Here is a 24,377-nt window from a genome sequence, read left to right as displayed (position 1 = left end):
CCCTCTCGCCGAGCGCCATGATGTTGACTACAACAAAAATTGTTAGCGTTACCAATTGATGGCGGCGCGCAGGCCCGCCATCGCTGCACGAGGCCCACAGAGGCCCCGATGTTTCCCACCAAAGAGGAGCAAACGAGGATGAGACAATTCAAGCGGACAGCGCTGTCCCTGGCGGCGGCCCAGACCCTGGTGGTCTGGATGGCACCGGCGATCGCGCAGAACACGGCGGCCCCGGCCGCGGCGCCGGCGCCCGCCAAGGACGCCCAGCAGCTGGAGACCGTGATGGTGTCGGGGCGGCGCGCGGCGCTGGCCACGGCGCAGAAGATCAAGCAGGACTCGGACGAGATCGTCGACTCGGTCGTGGCCGAGGACATCGGCAAGCTGCCGGACCGCTCGGTGACCGAGGTGCTGCAGCGCGTCGTCGGCGTGGCCATGGATCGCGTGTCGGCCTCCAGCGACCCGGTGCACTTCTCGGCCGAGGGCTCGGGCGTCGTCATCCGCGGCCTGACCTATGTCAGCTCGACGCTGAACGGCCGCGAGACCTTCAGCGCCAACCAGGGCCGCACGCTGGGCTTCGAGGACATGCCGCCCGAGCTGATGGCCGGCGTGGACGTCTACAAGAACCCGTCGGCCGAGCAGATCGAGGGCGCCATCGGCGGCCTCGTGAACCTGCGCACGGCCCTGCCTTTTGACTTCAACGGCTTCAAGGCCTCGCTGTCGGGCAACGTCACCCACAACTCGCTGAACGGCAAGAGCAAGCCCAGCGTGTCGGGCCTGCTGTCCAACACCTGGAACACCGACCTGGGCAAGTTCGGCGCGCTGATCGACGTCGCGCACTCGCTGAGCTCGGCGCGCACCGACGGCATCGTCGTCGACCCCTACTACATCGCCACGCCCACCTCCACGCAATGGAACCCGCGCGACATCGGCTGGCGCCAGCAGTCCTATGACCGCACCCGCGACGGCCTCTACGGCGCGCTGCAATGGCGCAAGGGCGATGTGGAAAGCTCGCTGAGCTTCTTCCGCTCCAAATACCAGTTCGACTGGAATGAGTTCAACGTCATCGCCCAGATCAACCCCTACAACGTCAACGTGCTGTCCGGCAGCTACGACGCCAACGGCGTGCTGCAGAAGGGCGTGCTGACCGGCAAGCAGAACGCGGACGGCAGCTACCAGGGCATCGAGGTCGAGAACCAGACCCGCTTCTCCAAGCGGGCCTCGCAGACCGACGAGCTGGCCTGGAAGATCGGCGGCAAGGTCAACGACCAGCTGACGCTGACCTCGGACTTCCAGTACATCCGCTCCAAGACCAACAATTTCGATTCGACCGTGGGCACCGCGGTGCAGTTGCCCAAGGAAACCATCGACCTGACCGGCTCGCTGCCGCGGCTGGTGTTCGATGCCAGCGACCTGGCGACGCTGAACGACCCGAGCAAGTATTACTGGTCCATGATGATGGAGCACCTGGACAAGGGCAAGGGCACGCAGAAATCGTGGAAGGGCGACGCGCGCTGGGTGTTCAAGGACAACCCGGTGCTGAACGACCTGCGCGTGGGCGTGCGCATCGCCGAGCGCGACGCCGAGACCATCAACAGCAGCCCCAGCTACAACTGGGCCTCGGTCACGCACGCCTGGCAGCTGGGCTGGAACATCAAGGACCTGGCCTGGATCGCCAACACCGACATCCCGACCTTCAAGAACAACTACAACGGCTACTTCGGCGGCAAGTACAACCTGCCGGCGCTCTACTTCCCGGCGCCCTCGGTGGCCTTCGGCTGGCCCAACAGCTATCAGAAGCTGCACCAGCTCTACCTGCAGCAGTGCGCGGCCCTGACCCACCCGGACTGGGGCTGGAAGCCCGGCGTGACCGGCTGCGACCAGTGGAACAGCGCCCAGGGCGGCGTGCAATGGGCGCCGGCCACCTTCACCACCGACCCGGCCGGCCGCAACTCGCAGAAGGAAACCACGACGGCGGTCTATTCGCAGCTGCGCTTCTCCTTCGACGAGCTGGGCGTGCCCATGGACGGCAACGTCGGCCTGCGCGTGGTGCGCACCAGGAACGAGGCCGACGGCTACACGACGATGACGGCGGCCGTGCCGCCTGCCGGCGCGGTCGGCCTGGCCGTCCCGCCGCTGACCAGCGGCGGCAAGGCGCAGAACTTCAACCAGAGCTTCACGGACGTGCTGCCCAGCCTGAACCTGAAGTACAAGGCCAATGCCGAGCTGCAGTTCCGCTTCGCGGCGGCCAAGGCCATCGCGCGCCCGCAGTTCAGCCAGATGCAGGCCTATCTGCCGATGACGCAGAGCATCGAGGTGGATCCCAAGCTGGTGCCGCCCACGGTCACCAAGGTGTCGCAGACCGGCAATGCCGCGGGCAACCCGCTGCTCAAGCCGATCGAGTCGACCCAGGAGGATCTGACGGCCGAGTGGTATTTCGCCAGGAACGGCTCCCTGACGGTGGCGGCCTTCAACAAGGACCTGAAGAACATCATCGTCAACCAGGCCTTCAACCAGACGGTGATCGACAACAACGGCAAGCCGACGAACTTCGTGCTGAATGGCCCGGTCAACGGCGCCAAGGGCTATGCGCGCGGCCTGGAGTTTGCCTACCAGCAGTATTTCGACCATCTGCCGGACTGGCTGCAGGGCCTCGGGCTGCAGGCGAACTACACCTACGTCGACAGCAAGATGACGCGCTACAACGCGGTGTACTCGAAATACTGCTCGCCGGGTCAGGGCCAGGACAACCTGAACCTCTACATCAACGGCTGCGACACAGACGCCCGCACCTTCGGCGACGTGCCGCTGGCCAACCTGTCGAAGAACACCTTCAACCTGGCCCTGCTCTACGACCGCGGCCCGGTCTCGGCCCGCGTGGCCTACAGCTGGCGCGGCAAATACCTGTACGGCGTGGCGCTGAACTCGGACAACACCGGACCGAACCAGACCAATGCGCTGGACACCAACCCCGCGAGCCCCACCTATGGCAAGCACGACGGCGATGCGAACAACATCCCGCTGGGCCTGCCGCTGTGGGCCGACGGCTACGGCCAGGTGGACGCCGGCCTGCACTACAAGTTCGACAGCGGCGTGTCCGTGGGTTTCGAAGCGCAGAACCTGACCAACAGGACCTACAAGCAGTTCATGCAGCAGCACATCGGCATGCTGGGGCATAACTACTTCACGTCGGGCCGCAGCTACACGGTGACGATGCAGTACAGCTTCTGATCCAAGGGCCGGGGCTCGCCCCGGCCGCCAATGATCAGGCCCCGCGGCGCCAGCCACGGGGCCGGTTACTTTCGAGGCCTCAGCGGCGTGCGGCGGCGCAGTAATGCCTCACGAATTCCTCGTGCGAAGGCATCGCGGCCACGCATTGCGCGATGGTGTCGGAGATGCCCTTCAGATAGGCCGCCGTGTCGTCGGCGCCCTGCAGCTCGGCCAGCGGCAGCCAGGCCCTGGGGCGCAGGTTCTGGCCTTCCATGACCTCCAGCCAGCTGGCCTCGCGGAACTCGTCGCCGTCGCCGTAGACCAGCCGCCCGCTGGATTCGTAGAGCCGCATGCGCCGGCGCAGCGGGGCCGGGATGTCCATCGCCGCGCAGGCCCGCCAGAACGGGCTGTCGTCGCGCTGGTTCAGGTGGTAGTGCAGCATGACGAAGTCGCGCACCGACTCGTAGCGGGCACGGCTGCGCTGGTTGTACTCGGCGATCTCCAGCGCATCGAAGCCGGCGTGCGGGAAGCGCTCGATCAGGTCGCCGATGCCCATCTGGATCAGATGCAGGGCGGTGGACTCCAGCGGCTCGACGAAGCCCGCGGCCAGGCCGATGGCGACGACGTTGCGGCTCCAGGCCTGGCGGCGCATGCCGGTGCGAAACCTGATGATGCGCGGCTCGGCCAGCGGCCGGCCGTCGAGATGCCGCAGCAGCAGGTCGGCGGCCTCGTCGTCGCTGACATGGCCGCTGGCATAGACATGGCCGTTGCCGACGCGGTGCTGCAGCGGGATGCGCCATTGCCAGCCGGCGCGGTGGGCCGTGGCGCGCGTGTAGGGCAGCAGCGGGCCGGCCGGCTCGCTGGGCACGGCGACGGCACGGTCGCAGGGCAGCCAGTGGCTCCAGTCCTCGTGGCCGGTGGCCAGCGCCTTTTCGATCAGCAGCGCCTGGAAGCCCGAGCAGTCCAGGAAGAGGTCGCCCTCGATGAGCTCGCCGCCCTGCATCTGCACCGCGCGCACCTGGCCCTGCCTGGGGCCGGCCTGCTCGTGCAGCAGCGCGTTGACGACCTTGCCCTCGGTGCGCCGCACGCCGCGCGCCTCGCTGAGGCGGCGCAGCGCCTGGGCGTAGAGCGAGGCGTCGAAGTGGTAGGCGTAGTTGATCGCGTTCAGCGGCGAGTTCTGCATCTCCGGCCGCGGCAGCATGAAGCGCCCCGCCCGGGCCGCGCTGTTGCAGATGGCGTAGGCGTCCAGCGGCAGCGCGCGGCCCAGCGCGCGCATGCGCAGCCAGTATTGGCTGAAGTCCACCGGCCAGAGCTTCTCGCGGCCGACGCTGCCGAAGCCGTGGAAATAGCGCTCGCCCCGGCGCCCCCAGTCGACGAACTCGATGCCGAGCTTGAAGCTGCCCTGCGTGGCCTTCAGGAAGTCGGCCTCGTCGATGCGGGCCAGGCTGTTGAACAGCCGGATCGGCGGGATCGTCGCCTCGCCGACGCCGATGATGCCGATCTCGTCGGACTCGACGAGGCGGATCTCGTAGGGCGGCTTCAACACCGCGCTCAGCGCCGCGGCCGACATCCAGCCCGCCGCGCCACCGCCCACGATGACCACCTTCTGCAGCGGCCGGCCCCAGTCGTCCATGCGGCGTCCCGTGTTGCTATCCCGCGGCGCGCTCGCGCAGGAAGTCCGCGTAGGCCAGCGCGCTGCGCTTGAGCGTGCGCTGCTGGGTGTCGAAGTCGACGTGCACGAGGCCGAAGCGGCGCTCGTAGCCGAAGGCCCATTCGAAGTTGTCCAGCAGCGACCAGATGAAATAGCCGCGCACGTCCACGCCGTTGGCCATCGCGCGCGAGCAGGCCGCGAAATGGCGCTTGATGTAGGCCTGGCGCTGCCGGTCGTCGACCTCGCCGGCATCGCCGCCGTCGTCGCTCGACATGCCGTTCTCGGTGATGTAGAGCGGCGGCAGCCTGACGTATTCGCGGTCCAGCGCCTCCAGCAGATCCTGCATGCCCTGCGGGTAGACCTCCCAGTCCATCGTCGTGCGCTCCACGTCGGGGCGGCGTACCCAGTCGAAGCGGTCGGGGCCGGCGGAGCGCAGCACGGCGCGGCTGTAGAAGTTCAGGCCGAGGTAGTCGACGGGGCGCTGGATGATGTCCATGTCGCCCGGCGCCACGACGGGCTCGCTGTCGTCCCGCAGGCGCCACAGCTCGGCCGGGTACTCGCCCTTGAGCAGCGGGTCCAGCACCCAGCGGTTCTGGAAGGTCTCGAACAGCCGGGCCGCGTTGCGGTCCGCGGCCGTGTCGGTGTCGGCATAGCCCGGCGCCACGTTGGCGACGATGCCCTGCCTGGCCTTGGGGTCGTTGGCGCGCAGCGCGGGCAGGGCCAGGCCGTGGCCGAGCAGCAGATGGTGCATGGCCTGGGCCGCCGAACGTGTGGACTTGTGGCCCGGCGCGTGGTGGCCGTCGCCATAGCCCAGATAGGCCGCGCACCAGGGCTCGTTGTGCGTGGTCCAGGCGGCCACCCGGCCGGCCAGTTCGCGGCTCATCAGGTCCGCATAGTCGGTGAAGCGCTGGGCCGTCTCGCGGTTCAGCCAGCCGCCGCGGTCCTCCAGGTGCTGGGGCAGGTCCCAGTGGTAGAGCGTCACGAAGGCGCGGATGCCGCGCTCGGCCAGGCCGTCCAGCAGGCGCTTGTAGAAGTCGATGCCGCGCGCGTTGGGCCGGCCGGCCTCGTCCATCACGCGCGGCCAGGCGATGGAGAAGCGGTAGGCGTCTAGTCCCAAGCGCTCGAGGATGTCGAGGTCGTCCTGCCAGCGGTGGTAATGGTCGCAGGCCGTGGCGCCGGTCTCGCCGCGCAGCACCTTGCCGGGCGTCGCGCAGAAGCGGTCCCAGATGGATTCGAGCCGGCCGTCCTCGTGCACCGCGCCTTCGATCTGGTAGGACGAGGTGCCGGCGCCGAAGATGAATTCGCGCCGACGCATGGCCGAATCGGCCGGTGGCGAGACGAGGTCGGACAGCGACGCGAGATTGGGGGGCGGGGGCAGGTCCATGACGGCGTTGCGGCGGTGGTTCAAGGGGTGGGAGAGGGCGGCAGGGCCTGCAGCGCGTCGCGCCAGCACGCCAGGGCCTGCGGGTGGGCGGGCAGGGGGGCCGCGCAGCCCGCAGACGAAGGCCGCATAGCGGTTGGCCAGGGCCAGCGTGGTCGGCAACTCGCGCCGCTGCGCCAGCCCGGCCAGCAGCAGGGCGGTGAAGGCGTCGCCGGCGCCGACCGTGTCGACGAGGCGGGGCTGGGGCTCGCCGGGCCCCTGCGCGAGCAGGGCACCCCGCGGGCCGTAGAAGCGCCAGCCCGCGGCGCCGCAGGTCAGCACCAGGCGCTGCAGCGCGAAGCGCTCCATCAGGGCCGCGACCTGGGCGGCCTCGGCGCCGGCCGGGTCGGCGAACCAGCCGGCCAGCCGGGCCAGTTCCCCGTCGTTGACCTTGACCCAGTCGGCCAGCATCAGCGATTCGGCGGCCAGCACGGGCGTGTCGGTGCCGGGGCGCAGGTTCAGGTCCAGCAGGCGCAGGCCGGCAAAGGGTTTCACGAGGGCGCGTATCGCCGCGCGCGACACCGGATGGCGCTGGGCCAGGCTGCCGAAGTAGAGGACCGCGGCACCGGCATCGGCCAGCGCGGCGCCCGCGGGGCCGGCGTCGAGATGGTCCCAGGCCGCATCGCCATGGATCTCGAAGCTGTGCCCGCCGCCGGGCCGCTCGTGCACGCCGACGCGGCCCGTGGCATGCGCCGCGTCACGCTGCAGGCCCAGCCCGGCCAGCCCGTAGCGCCGCGCGCTCTGCAGCACGAGGCGGCCGTGGGCGTCGTCGGCGCCGATGCGGCTGATGAAGAGGGCCGGCACGCCCAGCGCGGCCAGCGAGCGCGCCACGTTGAAGGGCGCGCCGCCCGCGACCGGGCCGTCATGGAATTCGTCCACCAGGGCTTCACCCAGGACGGCGATGGGGCAGTGGGACATCTGGGCAGTGAATCGGGAGATGAAATATTCTATGCAACAACATATGTTTAGTGAACAAATCGAGCCAAGGGTGATCCCGGATTCCCCGTGATGCCTGGCGGGCGATGCCACAATCGCGCCGGTTTGCGGAGCTAAACAAAGTGGAGTTCGGACCATGACCGACAAGCGGGGGGTGACGATTCGAGAGCTGGCCCAGGCGGCGGGGGTGTCCATCGGCACCGTGTCGCGCGCGCTGAAGGGCCAGCCCGGCCTGTCGGAGCAGACGCGCAGCCAGGTGCTCGATGTCGCCCAGCAGCTGGGCTACGACACGGGCAAGCTGCGCACCGGCAAGCCGCGGCGCATCCTGTTCCTGTACAGCCGCAGCATCGGCTCGCTGGCCAACAACCCCTTCTATTCCTATGTGCTGCACGGCGCCGAGACGGCCTGCCGCGAGGCCGGGGTGCCGCTGAGCATCATGTCGGTGCTGGCAGGCGACGACGTGGCCGGCCAGGTGCGCCGGCACGAGTCGGACGCGCTGCTGGGCGCGGGCTATTTCGACCCCGAGGCCATGGAGGCCATCCGCCGCTGCGAGCTGCCGCTGGTGCTGGTGGACCACTTCTTCCCCGGCGTGCGCTGCGTCAACGACGACAACCAGCTCGGCGCCTGGCTGGCGACGCGGCATCTGCTGGAGGGCGGCGCCAGGCGGGTGGCGGCCATCTTCGGCCCGCTGGCCCACCACTCGGTGTCGCTGCGGGCCAAGGGTTTCCGCCGCGCGCTCTACGAAGCCGGCCGGCTGTTCGACCCCGACTACGAGGTCACGCTGGACCCGGCGCTGGAATACCGCGAAGCCGGCCGCGACGCGATGCGCCGCCTGCTGGACCTGCCCGAGCCGCCCGACGCCGTGTTCGCCTACAACGACTCGACGGCCATCTTCGCCATCGAGGTCTGCCGCGAGCGCGGCCTGCGCGTGCCCGAGGACATCCGCTTCATCGGCTACGACGACATCGAGGAGGCCGCGCACAGCAAGCCGCCGCTGTCCACCGTGAAGATGGACAAGGAGGCGCTCGGCCATGTGGCGGCGCGCGCGCTGATCGAGGGCGACATCGAGCCCAGCGATGCATCGCTGCCGGTGGAACTGGTCGTGCGCGAGAGCTCGCGCATCGACGCCGGTGCCGCTGTCGCCGCTCCGACCCGCAAGCCCAGGCGGCCGGCATAGGTGTTTGCACCGCCTGCCGCCGGAGGAAACATCGGCAAAATCAATTCTGTTTACTAAAAAGTGCCGTTTTACGCGGCCCAGGAGACAGAGCCTTGATTGCCGATGCCGATGGGGCCGCTGCGCCTCCCATGCCCCGTTCCGCCGTGCCGGCAGCGCCAAGCGCGGCCACGGCCCCGCAGGACCGCGTGCCGCTGCCGCAGAAGATCGGCTTCGGCCTGGGCTCCTTCCTCGACATGTGGGGCCACTGGCTCTACCAGTCGTTGGCCTTCCACGTCTTCAACGTCTTCCTCGGCGTCGCGCCGGGCCTGATCTCGACGGCGCTGGGGCTGAAGATCTTCGTCGACGCCGTCTCCGACGCGCTGTTCGGCTGGATCTCCGACAACACCCGCACGCGCTGGGGGCGGCGCCGGCCCTTCATCCTCGTCGGCGGCGTGCTGGCGGGCATCGGCCTGCCGCTGATGTTCGCCGTCGGTCGCGGCTGGAGCGACGGCGAGTATTTCGCCTTCATGCTGGTCTCCACCTGCCTGTACGTGCCGGTGATGAGCTGCTTCAACATGCCCTGGAACAGCCTGGGCGCGGAGATGACGCCCGACTACCACGAGCGCACGCGCGTGATGTCGGTGAAGAACGCGATCCAGAAGCTTCCCGAGCTGGCGATGTTCGTGGCCGCGCAGTTCACGACGCTGGCGGTCTTCAACGACGCCTCGGGCAAGCCCGACATCCTGCGCGGCGCCCAGGTCTACACCGCCATCCTGGGCGGCATCATGGTCGTCGTGTCGGTGCTGATCTTCTCGCTGACGCGCGAGCGCTACTACGAGGCCGTCGTCAAGCGCAGCACGCGGCGCGTGCCCTTCAAGGACACCCTCTACCGCACGCTGAAGAACCGCCCCTTCCGCCAGATGCTGGGCACCATGCTGGCCTACAACATGGCCACGGCCATGGTGGGGCTGCTGGGCTATTACGCGACCGTCTACTACGTCTGCGGCGGCAACGTCGTCGAGGCCACGCGCTGGAACTCGATGATGGGCGTGGCCGGCCTCGTCTGCGGCCTCGTCGGCATCAGCTTCGCCGGCCGGGTGGCGCGGCGCCGGGGCAAGCGCAACGCGCTGATGACGGTGCTGTCGCTGGGCATCCTCGCCTTCGTCGGCGACTGGTTCTTCTATGATCCCGTGCTGCCGGCCCTGCAGCTGCTCGCCAGCGGCGGCGTGGCCTTCGTCGGCGCGGGCTTCTGGACCCTCTATGAGCGGGAGCTGCCCCGGTATGCCGAGGTCACGGAACTCGACACCGACCCGAAGGCCTTTTGCGAGGCGCTGAAGAACGAGCTGCTCGCCGTGTCGTGGGAAGTCGATCTGGCCTGGCCGCAAAACGCCCATGCCGAAATCGTCGACGGCCGGCTGTCATTGAAGAAGCCCCCGAGGGTGTCCGCACATCCCGACGCCACACGGTTGCAAGAGGAACTCGACAAGCGCCTGCGGCCGGTCGGCATCATCGACGTGCTGATGGCCGTCGAGAGCTGGCTTGACTTGCACAAGATGTTCAAGCCGCTGGCCGGGACCGAGAGCCGGCTGGAAGACCTGCGCGTGCGGGTCATCATGGTGCTGTTCTGCTACGGCTGCAACCTTGGCCCCGCGCAGCTGTCCCGGTCGATCCGCAGCCTCAGCGCCAAGCAGCTGGCCTGGATCAACCTGAAGTACGTCACCGAGGACCTGCTGGAGAAGGTGACCGCCAAGGTCATCAACAAGTTCAGCGAGTTCGAGCTGCCCAGCTACTGGGGGACCGGCGAGCACGCGTCGGCCGACGGCACGCGGTTCAACCTCTATGAGCGCAACCTGCTCAGCGAATACCACATCCGCTATGGCGCCTATGGCGGCATCCAGTACACCCGCGTGTCCGATCGCTTCATCGCGCTGTTCAGCCACTTCATCAGCTGCGGCACCTACGAGGGCCTCTTCATTCTCGATCACCTGAACGTCGACGAGTCGGAGCAAACCTCGATCCGGCCGAGCAAGTTGCATGGCGATACCCACCAGCAGAGCTACGCCGCGTTCGCGATGTCCAAGTTGATCGGCGTCCAGCTGATGCCGCGGATCCGCGCCATCCACAACTTGGACTTCTTCAAGCCGACCAAGTCCGCCAAGTACGAGAATATCGACAGCCTATTCAAGGGCACGATCGACTGGGAGCTGATCGAGACCCACTTGCCGATGATGTTCAAGATCGGCGTGTCCATCAAGCTGGGCCGGCTGACGCCGTCGACCATCCTGCGTCGCCTGGGCACGCACAGCCGCAAGAACAAGCTGTATTTCGCGTTCCAGGAGCTGGGCAAGGTCCTGCGCACGATCTTCCTGCTCAAGTACATCAGCGACGTCGACCTGCGCCGATTCATCAATGCGGAGACGAACAAGAGCGAGCAGTTCAACAACTTCCTGAAGCTGAGCTTCTTCGGCAATGGCGGTCTGATCGCCGAGAACCTGCGGCACGAGCAGCAGAAGGTCATGAAATTCGGCCACCTGATGGCCAACATCCTGATCCTCTACAACGTGCACGACATGGAGCGAGTCATCCGGGAGCTGAGGGACGAGGGCTTCCCGATCTCGCCCGATGTGCTCGGCGACCTCAACCCCTATCGGCTGGCGCACATCAACCTGCTAGGCGACTACGCAGTCGACCGGCGCCGGCGCGTCGCCGATCTCATCGTCGAGCCGATCCTGCGGAAGAAGGCCAGCGGCGGGGGAGGGACAGCGGCAAACGGCGCGGCATAGCCGGCCTGGCCGGCCGATGCTATGGACCCGGGATTCGGTGAGGAGGGAATTTCGAAATTCACTCGCGTGGTCAAAGACTTACGCTATTTTTGGCGTGAAATCACATGAATCCCGGCTGACCCTCTTGAGCGCGACGGAATACTGGACGGCCAGCACAGCGTCGTTCTGGGCCTGGCAGTGCACCTGCGAGCGGCCCCAGCGCGTGAGCCAGAACAGGGCCAGGCAGGCACTGCGGGGCGCGTTGCCGGCACGGTTCCAGCGGTAGACCGTGCGCGCGCCGACGCCCAGGACCTTGGCAATCCGGTCCGCTGGCGGGTCGCCCAGATCGCCCAGGATCAAATGCCAAACTGGCAGGTTCCGGGGTGATCTCGGATTTCGTGCCAAACCTACACTCTCGTGCCGTTACCTCTATCAAATCAACTGCTTAGCGCGCTCCCAGGGAGTGCGGCGATACTGGCCGCAGGCCCTGCCGAGCAGTACATGATCGGGCCCTCGGAGCCCGGAGTCCATGTCGCACACTCGCTATCGGTATGTCGGCCGCGCCTCGCTTCCTCGTCGCCTGTCCCCGGCTGAGTTCGAGGCGCACTTCGCCCTGCCGGCCCAGGTCCTGGTCAAGATCAAGGATGGGGCCGAACGCAAGCTGCGTTTGAGCCTGGCGGCACAGGTCGCCGTCCTGATGGCCACGGGCATGCATCCGCAGAGCACGGAGCCTCTCCCCCTGAATCTGATGAAGGGGCTGTGCTCGCAGCTCGACATCAGCGAGACGGTCATCGCATCAGTCGCGGCGATCAACAAGTCGCAGCGTACCGTCTGGGACCACCGCGCGAAAGCGCGGGACATCCTCCAGATGAAGCTGTTCGAAGAACAGGAACACCTGCCGAAGCTTCGCTCGGTCATGGCGATGCACGCGCTCAACGCGGCCAGCGTCGACGAGCTCGTCACGGCTGGCTGCCACGCGCTGTTCGACGCCAATGTCGTCCTGCCCGCTGACCGTGCGATTCGCGACATCGCTCGCCAGGCCTTCCAGAAGGTCGAGAAGGCCGCGCAAGAAGCCGTTGAGCGGGCCGTTGAGCCGCAATGGCTCGAAGCCCTGGTCGAACTCATGTTCACCGAGAGCGTGAAGCCTGGCGAGACGGTTCTGGAGTGGCTGAAGAAGTCGTCCGGCAAGCACGCCCCGAAGACGATCAAGGAGGTGACCCAGAAGGTCGACTACCTGAAGTCGCTCCACGTCCACGAATGGGACCTGTCCGACATCTCGTACCACCGGCTGCGCGCCTACGCGCTCATGGTGCAGGGACGGCCGCCATCGGAGACCTCCAAGCGCGAGCTGAAGTCGCTGAAGCTGCAGCTCGTCTGCTTCCTCCAGTACCAGTTGATGAGCCTGACCGACGAGACGATCTACCGCGCGTCTCGTCGTTGCGCCGACCTGCGGCGCGCCGGAAAGGACCGTGCGAAGCAGGTGCGCGAGGTCCGCAGTCACGAGTACCGGCAGACCCTCGAAACCGTGCTGGTCACGGCGGGCGACAAGACGCGAACCCCGCAGAAGCGGCTCGACGACATTGAGGCGATGGTCAAGGCCGTCGTCGGCGGCAGCGACGACACCGACGCAGCCATCATCCGGGAGACCTTGTCCAGCATCGAGCAGGCCGAGCGGGTGGAGGCCGTGCTCGATGCGTTCTCGGCGCTCGACTTGCAGGCAGCCAATGCGTCCAAGGACCTCAAGGTGATCAAAGCCCTCAACGGGCTGCGGGATGCCAAGGCCAGCGCCCTGCCAGAAGACTTCGACGCCTCCATCGTCGACCCCGCCTGGCGGGAAATGGTCGGGGCAACGGACCGTGAGCAGGCGCTCCGCGCCTTCATGGCTCACGCGATGGAGCGGATCCGGGACAGCCTCACCGGCGGAAAGATGTGGGTCGACTACAGCGGCGACTACCGCAGCCGCGAGGACTGCCTCATCCCGCGCGAGGAGTGGGATGCCAACAAAGCGGGGATCTGCGCGGCCCTCAGGCTGGAGCTGGATGTCGACAAGGTTCTCAAGGTACAGCTGGACCTGTTGAAGGATGGCCTGCAGGAGGTGTCCAAGCAGCTTGAATTGGGCTTGCTCGAAGTTGACGAGGCCGGCGGCGTGAGGATCGCCCGCCTGCGGGCTGCCGAGGAAGACCCCAAGCTCCAGAAGACGCAGGCGATGCTGGACAAGAAGATCGGCGAGGCCCAGCTGGCCGAGGTGATCATTGTGATGGACCGCAAGACGGGCTTCAGCGAAGCCTTGCTGGGCCGGCGGGCGAAGTCCAGGCAAGAACTGCTGAGCATCTACGGCGGCTTGATCGCCGGCGCGACGGGCATGGATGCCAAGGGCGTGGCGACCATGGTCTCGGACCTGAATGCTGCCGACGTGTCCTCGGGCATGAGGACGCTTGAGCTGAAAGACCGGGTCATGCGGGCCAACGCCAAGGTGCTCGAATTCCAGCAGCGCATGCCCATCGTGAAGGCCTGGGGCGACGGCAGCCGCAGCTCCAGCGACATGATGGCCCTCGATGCGACCCGGCATCTGTCGCACGCCCGGCAGAACCCGCGCCGCAAGACCATGTCGGCGGGCATGTACTCGATGAAGCTCGATCGCTACGTGATCGGCTACGGCATGCCCATCGTGCAGAACGTGTGGCAGGACGGCCCCGCCGTGCATTCGGTCTTCGAATACAACAACGCGTTGACCAGTTCCGAGCGCTGCCGGATCGAGCTGAACGCCGTCGACACCCACGGCTTTTCGTTCGTCGGCATGGCGGTCGCCAAACTCTTCGGCTTCGACCTTTACCCCCAGTTGGCCAACTTGCCCGATCGCAAGCTGCTCGTGCCCAACGGTTTCGAGGTCGAGGCCAACCTGGACCGGCTGGTGAATGAAGGCATCGCGCTGCGGCCGCTGAAGGACGGCTGGCATGAGGCGATGCGCTACATCGCCTCGGCCCGACAGGGCAAGGTGTCGGTGGCCTGGCTGATTGCCCGCAACGGCGGCACGGCCAATGGCGAGCCCGCCCATCGCACGTTCCTGGAGTACGGCAAGCTGCTCCGCACCATCTTCCTCTGCGACTACTTCACCGACGTCGATCTCCGCCGGGAGATTCACACGCTGTTGAATCGCGGTGAGGCTGTGCATGTGCTGCAGCGGGCCATCTTCCCGGGGCGCCTGGCGCCTGAGCGCGGTCGCCGGCGCGATGAGCTGCAAGCGCTGTCGGGTGCGCACTTTCTGCTGACCAACCTCGTCATCGCCTTCAACACGATGAAGTTGCAGGACGCGCTCGATGACCTGCGCGAGACGGGCCAGGTGATCGGCATCGAGGTCCAACGGCACATCTCACCCGTTCGGTGGGGCGACATCAATTTCCGGGGCCTGCACGTTTTCCAGCTCGGCGAGCATGAGGAGCACCTCGTCGAACGGCCGGCTGGCCGCCTCGAGCGTCGGCCCGGGCGCTTCTAAGAAGACCCTGCTCGCGGAGCGAGCCGCTGATGCACGCTGGGAATCGATAGTTCCAAGCAGCCTTGGTGCGCAAGCCGGATCGGCAGTTACCCGCGGTCCAAATGGACTATTAAGACGCAAAGGCGTTCATCGCTTTGCCGCGAGCGCTCGACAGACTCTGAAACGATTCAAGGACGCATCTGTCGCAAATCCCGGGCGGGGTTGCTGATGCGATCGTCAGGGAGAAGAAATGAAAACTGCCGTCCAAGGCTTCGGACGCGTCGTTCTTTTGCTTGGGCTGTCCTTGTCCGTCGGCATCGCCGCGGCTCAGGTTTCGGTAGGCGACAGCGGCACACCGTCCTACAGCCAGGCGATTGCTGTGCCGCCCGGTGTGGCGGGCATGTCCCCCAAGCTCAGCCTGTTCTACGCCGGCGGCGGCGTCAACGGTCCCCTGGGCCATGGCTGGAGCGTGCAGGGCCTGTCCTCCATCACCCGCTGCCCGGCCACGGTCGCCATGGACGGCAAGCGCGCCGGCGTCACCTACGGCCCCAACGACAAGCTCTGCCTGGACGGCCAGCGCCTGATCCAGACCGACGCCAACGGCGTCGTCACACCGGCGGCCCTCTACGACACCAGCAGCGGCAAATTCATCAGCCTGCCGCAGACCAACGACGCCGCTGGCTCCGCCCCCGGCACCACGCCAGCGCGCGAATTCCGCACCGAGAAAGACATCTACGCGCGCATCCGCGCCTACGGCTACGCCAACAACGACACCACCGGCGCCAGCGGCCCGGCCTACTTCCGCGTCTGGACCAAGGCCGGCCAGATCTACGACTACGGCGCCAACCCGAACATCAACCCCGGCGCCAACGCGCTGATCGCCGCGCCCGGCAAACCCCCCATGGCCTGGGCCGCCGCGCGCATCAGCGACACCCTGGGCAACTACATCGACTTCAAGTACGAGCAGCGCGACATCCCCTGGGGCAGCGGCCCCACCGCCGGCAGCCCCACGGTGGGCCACGAGTGGAACATCCTGGAGATCCAATACAGCGGCAACAAGGTCGTCTTCAATTACGACGTCGACGGCAATGGCAATGACCTGCGCCCCGACAAGGCCGAGGCCTACCAGATGGGCAGCAAGAACGTCAGCGTTCGCCGCCTCAAGTCCATCACCACTTACGTCAACAGCTCCGCCAGCGCGCTGGGCGCCAACGGTGGCACGGCCGTGAAGACGACCCAGCTCACCTATGAGCAAGGCACCGTCAGCGGCCGCAGCCGGATCAACAAGATCCAGGACTGCGCCGGTGGCCCGACCAGTACCCGCTGCCTGCCGGCCAGCACACTGCAATACGCCAACGGCGGCAACGACGCTTACCAGACCAACGCCGCCTTCAGCAACCCTAGCGTCAACACCAGCGGCCTGGCCACGCTGGACATGATCGGCAACGGCACCAGCGGCGTGCTGCTGGGCGACTTCAACGGCGACGGCAAGACCGACATCCTGTACTGGTCCGACACCCCGGCCAACAACAAGCTCTACCTGAGCAACGGCGACGGCAGCTTCACCCAGAGCGGCAGCTTCAACATCACCACCAACAACCTCTTCAAGAGCGACGGCTGCTACTACGCGATTGCCGCAGACTTCAACGGTGATGGCGTGACGGACATTCTGAGGGTCGCCAGATCGACAAGTCCGAGCGGCGCAGCCTGCTCAGCGGACTCCAATCTGCTCTTCTTGAGCAATGGGGACGGCAGCTTCAAGCCAGCCATTGCGCTGCCCTCCAATATTGACTTGTCCACGGTCACCGAGGTCTACAGCTCACAAGCAGTTTCCTGCATCTACGTTCAGAATGCGCGCCCCATCATGCTGGCCTCGGCTGACAGCGGGCTTGACATCATCGTCGCCGTCGTTTCGGGTGGCAACTGCTATAACTATAGCAAGACGATAGGCAAGAATTTCTATTTGATTGATGTCGATGGCGATGGTGTACTTGATATTGTCACGACAATCAATCCTGCGTATTACGTGAACTATCAGGCCGGAGATGTCAAACCCACGCCAGACCAAGCCTGTTCGACCATTGTCTGCACCCATGTTTATCGGGGAAGTCCTGCGGGTCAGTTTGCTGAGGCGACGGGGACCAATCTTGCGCATCACTCCGTCTATTCTGATCCGCCCAGTTCTAAGGCGAATTATCCGCGGCCGCCCAGCGTCGCCGATGTCAACGGCGATGGACTTCAAGACCTGTTTGTTAGAACTGGATCCTGGATCTCAAGAGGCACCATCAATGGCGACTTTGATCTGACCCGCACAACGGGTTGCAGCATTGCCATTGATTTCAATGGCGATGGAAGGGCGGACTGCCTTTACGATTCGCCTGGAAATGTGGCAGGACAGACTCTATATCCCGGTGACGGTAGTTTTAATGGACTTGGACCCGCGGCAAACTTCAACCTGAATGTCGCCGGAAAAGAACTATCCAGATATGTCGCAGGAACGAGTGTTCAAGATATCGGCAATATCATCGTCGACATCAACGGAGATGGACGGCAGGACATTCTGAGGTGGGAAGACGACGCCACGCAAAACGTCGTCTACCTGAGCAACGGCGACGGCAGCTTCACTCCGTCGAACTCCTTCAACCTCGGCTCCGGCCCCTTCGTCTTGGCCGGCACCCAACTGCAAAAGAGCGACGGCACGGCCAGCGTGATGCTGGGCGACTTCACGGGCCGCGGCAATGCCGAGCTGCTGCGCCTGCAGACCCTCAATGGCACCGCGACCAACATCCTCCTCACCAAGGCCGACTCGACACCCGCCGACCAGTTGGTCAGCGTCACCAGCGGCAGCGGACTCAAGACCAGTCTGTACTACGTGCCGCTGAGCAATGCCACGCCCAGCAATGGCATCAGCGCCAACCTAGGGCCGCGCTACCAGAGCGATCTTGGCAACGCTGCCTTTGCTCTGGCCGGCGCGGTTGACGTGACCATGCCCATGTACGTCGTGGCCACCAGCGTGAGCGACGCGGGCGTGGGCACCAACCAGCTCGCCACCGAGATGAGCTACCGCGGTCTCAAGGCCGACTTCAGCGGTCGCGGCCTGCTGGGCTTCCGGGAGGTGCTGCGCCAGCGCCCCGGCGCCGACGGCACGCCGATGACGGTCGATACCCAGTATGTGCAGACCCACCCCTACCTCGGTGTGGCTGCAAACACCAGCACCTACCAGGCGGCGCTGAACGCCATCAACGCCTCTACGCTGCTGAGCACCACCAGCAACGTCTACTGCGACCAGACCAGCGCATCAGCAGCCTCAGCCACGACCAACTGTCCTGTCACTGCCAAGGTGGCACGGCCCTACCTGTACCAGAGCACTGAGACGGGCCAAGACCTCAACCGCACTGCGTTGCCCAAGTTGGTTACCGTCAACACCTTCAACGGCAGCGGCGACCCCACCAACATCCAGGTCACCACCACCGGTCCGCCGCCGGGCAATCCGTCCGGCAATCAGCAGGTCTTCACCAAGGTCACCACCAACCTCTACCAGACGGACAACACCGCCTGCAGCGACACCCAGACCTGCGCCTGGGTGCTGGGCCGCCTGAGCCTGGCCTCGGTGACCAACACCGTGCCCAACAGCCTGGGCAGCATCGCATCGTCGGCGGGCAATTCCGCATATGCCCGCTCGATCCAGGGTTTAGGGGCGCCTCCGGCACCGCTGCCGCAACCGCAACCCATTTCACCTGCCATCCTGCAGGCCCTTGTGAATGCCCTGCTGGATGATTGATTCGATTGATTGCTTTATTCACTGAATGAGGACGATATGAAAGTATTCCGCTGCGCTGCCGCCGTCACCTGTCTGCTTGCATTCGCCCAAGCCCACGCGGCGCAGATGGTGAGCGGGCGCGTCGAATCCATCGAAAAACCCCCGAGCAGCGACGTTGGCGAGCGCATCAAGCTGGTCGGCGCCTCGAATATTTGCGGCAACAGCGATTCTGCCTATATGAACAAGGCGGACCAGCATTACGCCTCGATGCTGGAGAGCTTGCAGTTGGCGCTCAAGCAAGGCTATGTGGTGGAACTCTTCGTCTATCCGGACAAGGTCTCCGGGCGTTGTTTGATCCAGCGCATTGGTGTCTATCAATAACCAGTTTCATCAGGGGAAGAAAATGGCAACCCTCACTGCCCGATTCAAAAATACCGTCGCGCTGGCCACCGGCATGCTGATTGCCGCCACGAGCCATGCCAATGTGGCCTGCGGTGGCACGGTCGGCATGCTTGGCGTCTATGACAGCGGCAATGTCTTTGTGTCCTATCAAGGGAGCTATGGCACGTCGCCCCACGTGATTTGCAATTTGTACACCCAGGGCGGGTTTGGGGCCACGGTGAATACCTGCAAGGCATGGTATTCGTATCTCTTGGCGGCCAAACTGTCCAATCAAAATGTTTGGTCTGACTATACGATACCTGCCTCCTGCTCGGCGATTGCAGCTTGGTCTTACCAAACCACAACCTATACGGTTCGTCAGTAATCGGTGGCGTGTCTGCACTGAGTAAGTCCATGTGAATCGCGGGCCTCTCAAAGCCCGCGATCTTGGACACAAGTCTTCCCAGGGCGCCTGACCCTCAGGTGTCCGACGGGTTCATGGTCCCGGCCTCAGCCGAGCGCGCGGCAGGCCTGGCGAGGGAGTCGTTGTGTTTGCAAACATCTGCACAAACATCTGGACGAAGTGCCTGGCAGTCTGTTCAGCCCTGGTGGCGCTGAATGTCCATGCTCAAACGCCCTCCAACGCCTACAGCTACAGCCGGACCAGCAGCTTCAGCTATTACCAACCGTCGGATGGCGCCAAGAACGGTCTGCTGCAAAGCGAGACCATTGAGCCCAACAGCCCGCAGCTGTGCGTCACGACGAGCTACAGCTACGACCCCTACGGCAACAAGGCCAGCGCCACGACCGCCAACTGCGGCGGCGCCACCGGCCAGGCCCTGTTCACCCAGCACACCAGCAGCAGCACCTACGCGGCGCTGCCCGGCCAATCGATCACCGTGGGCAAGGGCACGGCCCAGGTCAACGTGGCGGCGGGCCTCTTCCCCACCAGCAGCAGCAACGCGCTGGGCCACACCGAGACCAAGACCTACGACCCGCGCTTTGGCGCCCCGCTCAGCCTCACCGGGCCCAACGGCCTGACCACGAGCTGGACACTCGACGACTTCGGCCGCGCCACCAAGGAACTGCGCGCCGACGGCACCTCCACCGTCACCGCCTACTGCACGCTCGCCAAGTTTGGGTTGACCACCGATGTCGTCAACGCTTCCAACAGCAGCAGCGCCAACGGCGACCCGCTGGACTGCCCCGCACCGCCCTCGGGCGAAGCCCCCGCGGACGCCGTCATGTTCACGCACAGCGTGCCGTGGAACACTGCCGGCGCCGCCATGGGCCCCTATGTGCGCGTCTACAAGGACCGCCTGGGCCGCGACCTGCGCAGCGTCACCGAGAGCTTTGATGGCAGCGCCCAGGCCAGCGGCAAGGCCGGTGCCCCGGTCTACAAAGACGCCCTCTACAACCTCTACGGCGTCAAAGTCCTCGAGACCCAGGCCTACTTCGCCGCCACCGGCAGCTCCACCACCACGGGCGCCAACGACGTGGGCTTCACCCAGACTGTCGTGGACGCTCTGGGCCGGCCCACCATCCTCTACGTCGCCGACCCGAATGGCCAAAACGGCTTCGTCGGAACCACCAGCTACGGCAATCGCACTGTAGCCAAGACCACCATCGCCTACACCGGCCTGAGCGTCACCACGACCAACGACCGTGGCCAGGCCCGCACCGAAGAGAAGAACGCCCTGGGCGAACTCGTGCGCGTCACCGACGCCACCGGCGCCACCCTCATCCACCAGCGCGACGCCTTCGGCAACCTCGTGCAGACCCTGGATGCCCTGGGCAACACCACCACCCTGGTCTACGACCTGCGTGGGCGCAAGACCCAGCTCCAGGACCCGGACACCGGCGTGTGGAACTATGCCTACGACGCCCTCGGGGAACTCGTCTGTCAGCAAAGTCCGAATCAGTTCGCGGCTGCGGGCAATCAAGCGACCTGCTCGAGTGGCAGCTATGTTCCAGCTGGTCAGACCACGATGGCCTACGACGTGCTCGGCCGCCTGACCAGCCGCAGCGAGCCCGAATACGTCAGCAGCTGGACCTACGACAAGAACGCCGACGGCAGCGCCTGCATGCCCGGCAGCACCGCGCAAGGCCTCAACGGCAAGGGCAAGCTCTGCCAGAGCGGCGCCAGCAACGGCGTGAGCCGCCAGTACGTCTACGACGGCTACGGCCGCCCCAGCAGTGCTCGCACCACCGTCACCAACGGCCCGAGCTTCGGCAGCGCCGTCAGCTACGACCCCGCCACCGGCCGGCTGCTGACCCAGACCTACCCCACCGGCGTGCAGGTTGGCTACGCCTACACCGCGCGCGGCTTCCTCGAGAAGCTGCTGCTCAACACCGCCGCCACCATCACCCCGCTGCCCAACGCCAGTGGGCAGACAGCGTCGGGAGGCACGTTCGGACCGGGCAAGATCCTCTGGCAGACGCTAGCCGTGAACGCTCGGGGGCAGCTAGAGACCCAGCAATATGGCGACAGCGCGCTTGCGCAAACGGTATTCGAGGCTGCCACCGGTCGAGTCACAGACCTGACCACCACCAGCTCAACTGGCGGCCGGCAGGGAGACGTCCTGTCCCAGCACTACACCTGGGACAGCCTGAACAACCTCACCGGGCGCAATGATGCCAACGGCGACGGCAATACCGGCGCTGTCACCGAGACCTTCGCTTACGGCGACAACCTCAACCGCCTCACCAGCTACACCGTCAGCGCCAACGCCCTCCCCAACCTGGCCCGCACGGTCAACCTGCAATACAACGCGCTGGGCATGCTGCTCTACAAGAGCGACGTCGGCAACTACACCTACAACGCACAAGGCGGCGGCGCCGGCTCCCACCCCCACGCCCTGCAAAGCGTGGCCGGCGCAGGCAGCACCAGCTACACCTTTGACGCCAACGGCAACCTCAGCACCGCCAGCGACGGCAAGTACCGCGCCCTGAGCTACACCAGCTTCAACCTGCCCGACAGCAGCAACGGCCTGCGGGGGATCAACAACCAAGGCCTGAACAGCCAATACACCTGGCAGTACGACGAGAACCACGCGCGCATCAAGGAAACCCACCAGGACGCCAACGGCACGCGCACGACCTGGTACCAGCACCCGGACAACCAGGGCAGCCTGGCATTCGAGAGCGAGACCGCCCCGAGCGGGGCAATCAGCAACCGCCACTACCTCAGCGTGGGCGGCCAGGCCATCGCGGTGCTGGTCACCACGGGGCAACTACCCACCTTGAGCGCAGGCCAGACCACGCCGGCCGTGCTCGCGAGCGTCACCGTCGTCAAGCTGGAGTACTGGCACAAGGACCACCTGGGCAGCCTGATCACGACCACCGACCACTACGGCGCGGTGACCGCGCGCTACGCCTACGACCCCTTCGGTAAGCGCCGCTACACCAACGGCACCTACGACAGCTTCGGCACCCTGATCGTGGACTGGAGCCCGACCGTCAACGCCGGCACCGACCGCGGCTTCACGGGGCACGAGCACCTGGACGATGTGGGCATCGTGCACATGAACGGGCGGCTCTTCGATCCGACGCTCGGGGTCTTCATGCAGGCCGACCCCCTCGTGCAGGACCCGTTCAACCTGCAGAACTACAACCGCTACGGGTACTGCTACAACAACCCGATGGGGTGCACGGACCCCTCTGGCTTCTGTTTCTTGGGGTGCTTCTGGCAACCTAAACACTGGGGTGTCGTAGGCAAAGTTGTCGTTGCATACTTTGCGTACACGGTACTTGGCCCCTTGGTTGGCGATTTCGTCGCCAACTATCTGTGGGAATCCGGTCTAGCTTCCATTTACACGGCTGCCACGATTGGTGGTGTGGCTGGTCCAGCAGCTGCAGGTTTCGTAATTGGGGCTGTGAATTCAGGCAGTGTTGAGGGCGGAATTCAAGGTGCGTTCTCTGCGGCTGCGTTTAACGCTGTGGGTGACTTTGTCAACGGTAGCGGTAGCTTTGCTGGGGGAGATGTTTACGGGGAAAAATCTTGGCAGGCAGTAGTCTTACATGGTGTGGTCGGGTGTGTAACAAGTGCCGCAAGCGGCAGCAAATGCGGTCCAGGAGCGCTTAGTGCTGCGTTTTCTCAAGCGGCCTTGCCATACAAGCCGACTGATTTCATTGGTGGCACGATTACGAGCTATGTCATTGGTGGTACGGCATCAGTTTTAGGGGGGGGTAAGTTTTCAAACGGAGGGGCTACGGCCGCGTTCGGCTACCTCTTTAATCATTGGGCGCATCGGCTTGAGCTAGCAATGTATGGACAGGAGGCGCATAGACTCCTTCAAGAAAAGGCGGACGAAGCAGGTTATGTTACAGAGCGAAAATGCGCGGCGCCTGGATATTGCGTGGATGGTAGATTTGATATCGCAGACTCCGGCTCAAAAGAGGTTTGGGAAATCAAAAGAAATTCGGCGCCTGGAATTGCGGCCGGAGGTATTGCTTTGGATGCCTATACCTCTGAAGAGACAGGTCTTCGCAGGGGTGGCGACTTGGCGGGCTTGGGATTGAAAGTGGGCCAAAGTATTGCAATATCTGAAGGGTATATTGAGTATAAATATACAAATGTGGGGGGTGGACTAATTGTTTACGATCGCACCGACTATACGCCTGCTACGAAATATGTTCCTTATCCCAATCCATTTCCGCTACCATTCCCTGGGCGCGGCCCGAAAAAGCCAGATCCAACAGGTCCATAAGCGCCTTTGATTAGCGACTTTTCGAATTAAAATGCCCGTATTTAGTGAAATTTTAAATAAATGCCTTCCTGCTGCAAGGAGTGCGTTTGCGGAACAAGGCCACTCCTTGCACTTGATGTATTTGCATGAAGTCGAAAATATTCGACCCCGCCCTGCCGGGGAGAAGAATTATCAGGAATTTTTGGACGAGGTTTTGCATGAAAGTGTCATGTTAAAACTTCCTTGGAGTCCGACCTCACGGCGTGCCCTTGCGATAGAGCAGCGGTCGCAATATCTAGAATATCTTGCGCTTCATTCAGTATCGGCTGATAATAATCTTTCGCTCGACCCAAATTATAATATATTTCTTCAATTGGGAGGGCATAGAAATTTCAACCTTAAGCCGCATGTAATTGAAAAGAAACAAGATGAATTGCAATCGTCGTTAAAAAAATTTAATATTCTTGAAGAAGGGCCGCTTCAGAATGCTCTTGAAGCCATTTCCGAATTTCACGGCCTTAAACGAAGGTCTGCCTCAAAAGATGAGATAAGTTGGATCGGGTGCTGGCCGCACTTAAAGATGACGTTACGCATTATTGATTTGCTGGCAACGAAAAAGTGGAGTACTGTAATTGTGGGCTGTGTATTTGAATATCTGCCAGGCAAAGAATTTGGGATGAATGATTTGATGGCAGGTGCTGAAGCGTATATTAATCAAAATAAAAACGAAATTGAAAAAATTTTTTCCTTTGAATCCCAGGTTGCACTTTTTTGTGATCTAGCGAAATTGATCAATAATAGTTTAGAAATGGATGCAATTTAGAGTCCTGATTAGTAATGTGCCTCAGCCCCGCCCCGAATCTCGCTGATGCGATGCGGCGAACAGCGTGCCGTGTCGACGATCAGCCGTGCGACGAGGCTGCGCAGATCGAAGCGGCGGTTGA

At 64.4% G+C, this 24,377-nt stretch carries 12 protein-coding genes and 1 pseudogene; 9 read left to right on the top strand and 4 right to left on the bottom strand.

Annotated features, from left to right (window positions below):
• Positions 1 to 138 precede the first annotated feature (138 nt).
• Complete coding sequence (locus tag NYP07_RS22650) at positions 139 to 3,228, top strand: TonB-dependent receptor (protein WP_268154238.1); 3,090 nt, start codon at positions 139 to 141, stop codon at positions 3,226 to 3,228.
• Positions 3,229 to 3,307: 79 nt separating this feature from the next.
• On the opposite strand, the gene NYP07_RS22645 is transcribed toward NYP07_RS22650, so the two are convergent.
• From NYP07_RS22645 to NYP07_RS22635, 3 genes and pseudogenes are all read right to left on the bottom strand, one after another.
• A complete protein-coding gene (locus NYP07_RS22645) occupies positions 3,308 to 4,840 on the bottom strand; it encodes a tryptophan halogenase family protein (protein ID WP_268154236.1) in 1,533 nt (510 codons plus the stop codon).
• Positions 4,841 to 4,856: 16 nt separating this feature from the next.
• Positions 4,857 to 6,242, bottom strand: a complete 1,386-nt coding sequence (locus NYP07_RS22640; protein WP_268154264.1) for a GH1 family beta-glucosidase — start codon at positions 6,240 to 6,242, stop codon at positions 4,857 to 4,859.
• A 111-nt stretch (positions 6,243 to 6,353) separates the two neighbouring features.
• Positions 6,354 to 7,196 (bottom strand): annotated as a pseudogene (locus NYP07_RS22635) (PfkB family carbohydrate kinase); the annotation flags it as partial.
• A 154-nt stretch (positions 7,197 to 7,350) separates the two neighbouring features.
• Here NYP07_RS22635 and NYP07_RS22630 point away from each other — a divergent pair.
• Both NYP07_RS22630 and NYP07_RS22625 read left to right on the top strand, forming a co-directional pair.
• Positions 7,351 to 8,391, top strand: a complete 1,041-nt coding sequence (locus NYP07_RS22630) for a LacI family DNA-binding transcriptional regulator (RefSeq protein ID WP_268154234.1) — start codon at positions 7,351 to 7,353, stop codon at positions 8,389 to 8,391.
• Positions 8,392 to 8,519: 128 nt separating this feature from the next.
• On the top strand, positions 8,520 to 11,153 hold the full coding sequence (locus NYP07_RS22625) for an MFS transporter (protein WP_268154232.1): 2,634 nt from the start codon (positions 8,520 to 8,522) through the stop codon (positions 11,151 to 11,153).
• 78 nt (positions 11,154 to 11,231) lie between these two features.
• Here NYP07_RS22625 and NYP07_RS22620 read toward each other — a convergent pair whose 3' ends face one another.
• Positions 11,232 to 11,492, bottom strand: a complete 261-nt coding sequence (locus tag NYP07_RS22620; protein ID WP_268154230.1) for a hypothetical protein — start codon at positions 11,490 to 11,492, stop codon at positions 11,232 to 11,234.
• 169 nt (positions 11,493 to 11,661) lie between these two features.
• Between NYP07_RS22620 and NYP07_RS22615 the strand changes: the two genes are divergently transcribed.
• From NYP07_RS22615 to NYP07_RS22590, 6 genes are all read left to right on the top strand, one after another.
• A complete protein-coding gene (locus tag NYP07_RS22615) occupies positions 11,662 to 14,625 on the top strand; it encodes a Tn3 family transposase (protein WP_268154228.1) in 2,964 nt (987 codons plus the stop codon).
• Positions 14,626 to 14,854: 229 nt separating this feature from the next.
• The gene (locus tag NYP07_RS22610; protein ID WP_268154226.1) at positions 14,855 to 18,385 is read left to right on the top strand and encodes an FG-GAP-like repeat-containing protein; all 3,531 of its coding nucleotides are present in this window, start codon (positions 14,855 to 14,857) and stop codon (positions 18,383 to 18,385) included.
• Between the two features lie 36 nt (positions 18,386 to 18,421).
• Positions 18,422 to 18,745 carry a hypothetical protein gene (locus NYP07_RS22605; protein ID WP_268154224.1) on the top strand — a complete coding sequence of 108 codons (324 nt, stop codon included), beginning with the start codon at positions 18,422 to 18,424 and terminating at the stop codon, positions 18,743 to 18,745.
• Entirely contained in the window at positions 18,732 to 19,130 is a 399-nt protein-coding gene (locus NYP07_RS22600; RefSeq protein WP_268154223.1) for a hypothetical protein, read from the top strand. The genes NYP07_RS22605 and NYP07_RS22600 overlap by 14 nt, the downstream gene beginning before the upstream one ends.
• Positions 19,131 to 19,293: 163 nt before the next feature.
• Entirely contained in the window at positions 19,294 to 23,454 is a 4,161-nt protein-coding gene (locus tag NYP07_RS22595; protein WP_268154221.1) for an RHS repeat domain-containing protein, read from the top strand.
• Between the two features lie 31 nt (positions 23,455 to 23,485).
• Complete coding sequence (locus tag NYP07_RS22590) at positions 23,486 to 24,256, top strand: hypothetical protein (protein ID WP_268154219.1); 771 nt, start codon at positions 23,486 to 23,488, stop codon at positions 24,254 to 24,256.
• Positions 24,257 to 24,377: the final 121 nt, after the last annotated feature.

The sequence above is a fragment of the Pelomonas aquatica genome, assembly GCF_026712205.1.
Lineage (GTDB): Bacteria > Pseudomonadota > Gammaproteobacteria > Burkholderiales > Burkholderiaceae_C > Pelomonas > Pelomonas aquatica.
This window is presented reverse-complemented; position numbering and strand designations above follow the sequence as displayed.